Origin of the sequence: Bacillus sp. JJ634 (genome assembly GCF_036962285.1) — a bacterium.
GTDB classification, from domain to species: domain Bacteria; phylum Bacillota; class Bacilli; order Bacillales; family DSM-1321; genus Peribacillus; species Peribacillus asahii_A.
Genome location: NZ_JBALMU010000112.1, coordinates 1 through 4,898 on the forward strand (window position 1 = coordinate 1; position 4,898 = coordinate 4,898).

Annotated in this window: 6 protein-coding genes; all 6 read right to left on the reverse strand. The window is 36.9% G+C overall.

Annotated elements, in window-relative coordinates:
- Positions 1-178: 178 nt before the first annotated feature.
- The 6 genes from V7068_RS16325 to V7068_RS16350 all read right to left on the reverse strand — a co-directional run bounded on the left by V7068_RS16325 (position 179) and on the right by V7068_RS16350 (position 4,748).
- Positions 179-376 (reverse strand): hypothetical protein, encoded by a 198-nt coding sequence (locus tag V7068_RS16325; protein WP_127761001.1) that lies wholly within the window; start codon positions 374-376, stop codon positions 179-181.
- Between the two features lie 24 nt (positions 377-400).
- The gene (locus V7068_RS16330; RefSeq protein WP_127761002.1) at positions 401-709 is read right to left on the reverse strand and encodes a Rieske (2Fe-2S) protein; all 309 of its coding nucleotides are present in this window, start codon (positions 707-709) and stop codon (positions 401-403) included.
- A gap of 400 nt (positions 710-1,109) precedes the next feature.
- Entirely contained in the window at positions 1,110-1,532 is a 423-nt protein-coding gene (locus V7068_RS16335) for an acyl-CoA thioesterase (protein ID WP_499713673.1), read from the reverse strand.
- A gap of 165 nt (positions 1,533-1,697) precedes the next feature.
- Positions 1,698-3,008, reverse strand: coding sequence for an MFS transporter (locus V7068_RS16340; RefSeq protein ID WP_499713674.1), 1,311 nt, complete (start codon positions 3,006-3,008; stop codon positions 1,698-1,700).
- A 74-nt stretch (positions 3,009-3,082) separates the two neighbouring features.
- Positions 3,083-3,919 (reverse strand): beta-keto acid cleavage family enzyme, encoded by an 837-nt coding sequence (locus V7068_RS16345; RefSeq protein WP_252286424.1) that lies wholly within the window; start codon positions 3,917-3,919, stop codon positions 3,083-3,085.
- Between the two features lie 73 nt (positions 3,920-3,992).
- Entirely contained in the window at positions 3,993-4,748 is a 756-nt protein-coding gene (locus V7068_RS16350) for a 3-hydroxybutyrate dehydrogenase (RefSeq protein WP_252282530.1), read from the reverse strand.
- Positions 4,749-4,898 lie beyond the last annotated feature (150 nt).

Below are 4,898 nucleotides of genomic sequence, written 5' to 3' on the forward strand. Positions count from 1 at the left end.
AAATATAAAAAGGAGAACCTAGATAAAATGAGGAAAAAGAGAATTCTTAGGATTAAATAGTTGAGGGAAAACATAGATAACTAGAAGGTAAATGGATGTAAAAGCAGTGGATTTCACAATTCGAAATTACACTGCTTTTATCTTTATCCTTTTCATCTTCATCAATCTCTTATTAAAACTAAATACCTAGTCTGACAAATTCCTCCTCAAGAGTGCTCAACCATTCGTCCATAGTAATACCTTCAGGATTCTGAGAAGTTGGCTTTTGGTGCCAGTCTGCATCAGGGAAGAATCCCTGACGAATGTTCCATTTTAATTGAACTAAATCTTCAAGATCTAAATCATGTAAATCTTTGAACCAAATTTGTTTATCCATCGTTACGATTACCTCCACCTAGTTTTATATATTAATCCACACTTCGTCATCTCGAATATCAACAGGGTAAGTCTCTAAAGCTGTATAACATGGACCAGCCAATGGCTCCCCTGTTTTGATATCAAATTTTCCGCCATGCCTTGGACAATTCACTGCACTTCCATCTACTGAACCATCTGTTAAATACTGTTTTCTATGCGTACAAAGATTAGAAGTAACAAAATGACCTTCCTCTATCTTAAATAGAACTAGACTTTGTTCGCTTACATTAATCTCCTTCATGTCGCCAACCTGTTTAACATCATCCGTATTAGCTACTTTTATCCAAGCCATTATCCACCTCTTAATTGGTTCTGTTCTTCCAAAACAATTGGTTATTACAGTATTAAAAAAGTTTTAAATATATTAAACCCTTCGTTCCCTTTACAAAACACCTATTCTGCTCTTTAATATTCCATTTAAAACAATAAATACTCGCAAATTTTGCAACTATCCATAAAAGAAATTACTCAGAACTCGTTGCCCATTTACGAAGTAATTTATGGTTTTGGATAATTAACAGATGCGGATTCATATAAAATTATCTAAATCAAAAAGAAGAGAATCAATATTCCCTAATATTAGGAATAGATTCTCTTCTCTTTATAACACTTCCCTTTGTTTATCTTATAAATGTAATCATAAAAGAAATGATACGATCTGAAAATACCTTTACCTTGCTTCTAACATGGCTTCAACTCTTTACTATCTCGGCATTTTCAGGCATCATTTTTTCTCGTACTTCATTTGGAATTGGACAAGCCTTTGGCTTTTCTTTAAACGATGTCCAAGCGCGAACTTCATACCCTTCCGCGACGATTTTTTCCTTTTTGAAAAACGTATGGCTTATTTTGAACACTTTTTGGTGCAATTCCACGACTTTACTGTGAACGGTCACATTATCTTCAAACAATAACGGACTCTTAAACTGGCAATTTGCTTCAAGCAGCGGGACACTGACTTGCTGTTCAGCGTATAAGGTAGAAGTTCGATAACCGATAGCGGCTAAAAACTCATGCGTGGCTTCATCCATCCATTTGTAAAAGTTAGGATAAAACACAATTCCTGCAGCATCCGTATCTCCCCACCTTACTCTAAATGAATACTCTACGACCATTCTTCAACATCTCCTCTATACTTTAAGTAATCATCTCTACTGTAAAAATTCCTCTATTTAAGATTTAGTAATATTCTTACATTTTAAAGTCTATCAATTCTCTAACTTCATCTCGCGTTACCGCTTCTCAATCTAGTATTTTAGCTAATTCTACATAACTATTATTTAAGAAATAGTTTTTACTTCAGCCTCTTTTTCACTTACAGCACTTAATCCTTTTTTCTTCAGCGTTAAAATAACCGCACCACCAAGAATAATTAATATACCAAGCGTAAACATCCCTGTTGAAATAGCTAACTGTCCAAAGATCATTGGGCCAACAAAGCCCCCCAAACTCGCAAATGCATTAACCATTGCGATACCGGCTGGTGCAGTCGATTCTGTAAAAAATAGCGTCATAAAGGAGAAAAAGGTGCCTATAAACCCATACAGTCCAATGGCCGCAAAGGCAATCAAGGTAATGGTCATCGTTGCACTATCTGCAAAACCAGACAGGATAAAACACACTCCTGCAATAAGAAGACTTCCAATTAAATGTTTCCGATGTTCCTTTCTTTTGTCCGAACTCCATGCGAAGAGTAACATAGAAGGAATCCCAACTAGTGCCGGTATAATGGTCAACCAACCAATTTCCATATTACTAGAACTAGCAGCAAATGATTTAACGATGCTAGGAAGCCAAAAGCCAAGGCCGTACATCGATGTATAATGCGCAAAGTAAATAAACGCTAACTTCCATACCTTTGAATCTTTAATCATGTCTAATTTCGTTGCTTTATTTACCGCAAGGCTTTGACGTCTTTCTCTATCTAGTTCATTTTCCAGCCAATTTTTTTCTTCATCTGTTAACCATTTAGCATCTTTCGGACGATTCGTTAAGTAAAATAATACGATAACCCCTAAAATAATGGCCGGAATTCCTTCAAGAATAAACATCCATCTCCAACCCGCCATCCCATTCCATGCAATATTGTCCATAATCCAAGTTGAGAGGGGGGCTCCTATAATCGTACCAACTGGTAAAGCCAACGTAAGAATTGCAGAAGCACGCCCTCTTTCTTGGCTTCGGAACCAATAAGTAAAATATAAAATAATCCCTGGGAAAAAGCCTGCCTCAGCAATTCCCATTAAAAAACGGACAATATACAAATGTGTAGCCGATTGCACAAATGCTGTGAGAATCGTGATAAGACCCCATGTGATCATAATTCGGGCAATCCAGACTTTCGCTCCGACTTTGTGCATAATCAAATTACTTGGTATTTCAAATAAGAAATAGCCAATAAAGAAAATACCTGATAATAAACCAAAAACTTCTGCGGATAGTGCCAGATCTGCGTTCATTTCTAAAGCAGCAAACCCTAAATTCACACGGTCTAAATACGCAATGATATAACATATCAAGACAAATGGTAGTATGCGCGTCATTGTCTTTTTAATTGTTGTACGCTCAATGGATTGACTTATTGAATTCATCTTATGGAAATCCCCCTTATCATTCGTCTTAAACAAAACGTGCACACTGTGTAATCAAGAACAAGTGTGATCCCTTAAGAATTTGCAGGCTTCTTTACTTTTAACCCTAGAATCTCTCTAGCCTCATCAGGTGTTGCGACTTCGCGACCTAGTGTTTCGGCTAATTCTACAATTCTCTTTACAAATTGTGCGTTGGTTTTTGCTAGTTCGCCCTTGCGGAAATAAACAGCATCTTCCATACCTACACGAACATGTCCGCCAAGTAGAATAGTCATGGTATTAATCATTAGCTGATCTTTACTCGCTCCAATAGCTGACCAGATAGCGCCTTCTGGAATACTATCTCTCATAAACATTAGAGTTTCAGGTGTAGCAGGAATTCCACCTTGTGCCCCTAATACAAATTGGAAAAAGTAAGGCGGTTTAATTAGTCCTTTTTTAGCAACACGTAACGCATTATGAATCATCCCAACATCGAACACTTCAAGTTCTGGTTTCACATTATTTTCTAGCATTTTCTCTGCTAATTGCTCTAGCATGGCAGGCGTATGGATAAATACATTTGGTCCGATATTGAAAGACCCTGCATCATAGGAAGCAATCTCAGGTTGCAATTCAACAACTGGAAATCTTTTTGTTACATCTTTCAGTTCTCCACCAGCAGTTGTAAAGTTGATAATAATATCACAATTCTTCTCTTCTAGTAGTCTTCTTACTTCACGATACTTATCTAAATCTAAAGTCGGAATTCCGTCTTCGTCACGAACATGAATATGAGCAATCGCTGCACCTGCTTGCCATGATTCATAAATAGAATCAGCAATTTCCTGTGGTGTCGTTGGTAAATAAGGAGTGTGATCCTTCGTTGCAAAATCTCCTGTTGTAGCTACCGTGATAATTAATTTTTCCATTATAATCCCGCCTTTTTATTAGTTATTTTTTTAATATTCGGACTTTTGCGTCTAAAAAAACTGTTTTATGTTTTTAGCTGCCGCCTGTAACACCGATTCCTTCACCAGTGATGGCTGCCGCGCCATCTGAAGCTAAGAATACAGCTGTAGCGCCTATTTCTGAAGGTTCAAGAAGACGTTTCATCCATTGTTTGCCTAGGATGTGATGATTTAGAGCTTCTTCTACAGTAGTTCCATCTTGTTCTGCAAGTTTTGGCAATTGTTTTTCGATTAATTCTGTACGTACTGGTCCAGGCATAATCGCATTGCAAGTAATACCAAATTTAGCAGTTTCTAATGCTGTCACCTGAGTGAAACCAACTTGTCCATATTTCGCTGCACAATAGGCAGATTTATAAGCATCAGGCATTCTGCCGTGAGCCGAAGAAATATTGATAATACGACCTTTATTTTGTTTTTTCATTGCAGGAATCACGTATTTTGTTGTTAAGAATGTTCCTTTCAACATAACATCTATTAAAAGATCCCATTTTTCTACCGGGAAGTCTTCGATTGGAGAAATATGTTGAACTCCTGCATTGTTAACTAATACGTCGACCGTTCCACGTTCAGCAATGACTTGTTCAATAGCCATTTTTACGCTTTCTTCGTCTGCTACGTTTACTTTATAGCCCTTTGCATTTCCTAATCTTTCAGCTCCGCTTTTAGCTGCTTCTTCATTTAAATCAAAGATAGCAACAAAATCTCCATTGTTAATAAAAGATTCTGCGATTGCATATCCAATGCCCTGTGCTGCACCGGTAACAATTACTGTACGATTTTGTACCATGATTATAATCTCCTTCTGCTTTGATCATTCACCAATACAACAATATATTTAACAGAATCAATTCACCGAATACATTCTGTTAAATATAATTTAAAGCGTTTTCATTTAACTGTCAACCTTTTTTTGGTATAATTGGGATGCAAATAAAGG

Excerpts from the sequence above, each read along its gene's own strand:
- V7068_RS16325 (WP_127761001.1), bottom strand. The coding sequence starts at position 376 with ATGGATAAACAAATTTGGTTCAAAGATTTACATGATTTAGATCTTGAA.
- V7068_RS16330 (WP_127761002.1), bottom strand. The coding sequence starts at position 709 with ATGGCTTGGATAAAAGTAGCTAATACGGATGATGTTAAACAGGTTGGC.
- V7068_RS16335 (WP_499713673.1), bottom strand. The coding sequence starts at position 1,532 with ATGGTCGTAGAGTATTCATTTAGAGTAAGGTGGGGAGATACGGATGCT.
- V7068_RS16340 (WP_499713674.1), bottom strand. The coding sequence starts at position 3,008 with ATGAATTCAATAAGTCAATCCATTGAGCGTACAACAATTAAAAAGACA.
- V7068_RS16345 (WP_252286424.1), bottom strand. The coding sequence starts at position 3,919 with ATGGAAAAATTAATTATCACGGTAGCTACAACAGGAGATTTTGCAACG.
- V7068_RS16350 (WP_252282530.1), bottom strand. The coding sequence starts at position 4,748 with ATGGTACAAAATCGTACAGTAATTGTTACCGGTGCAGCACAGGGCATT.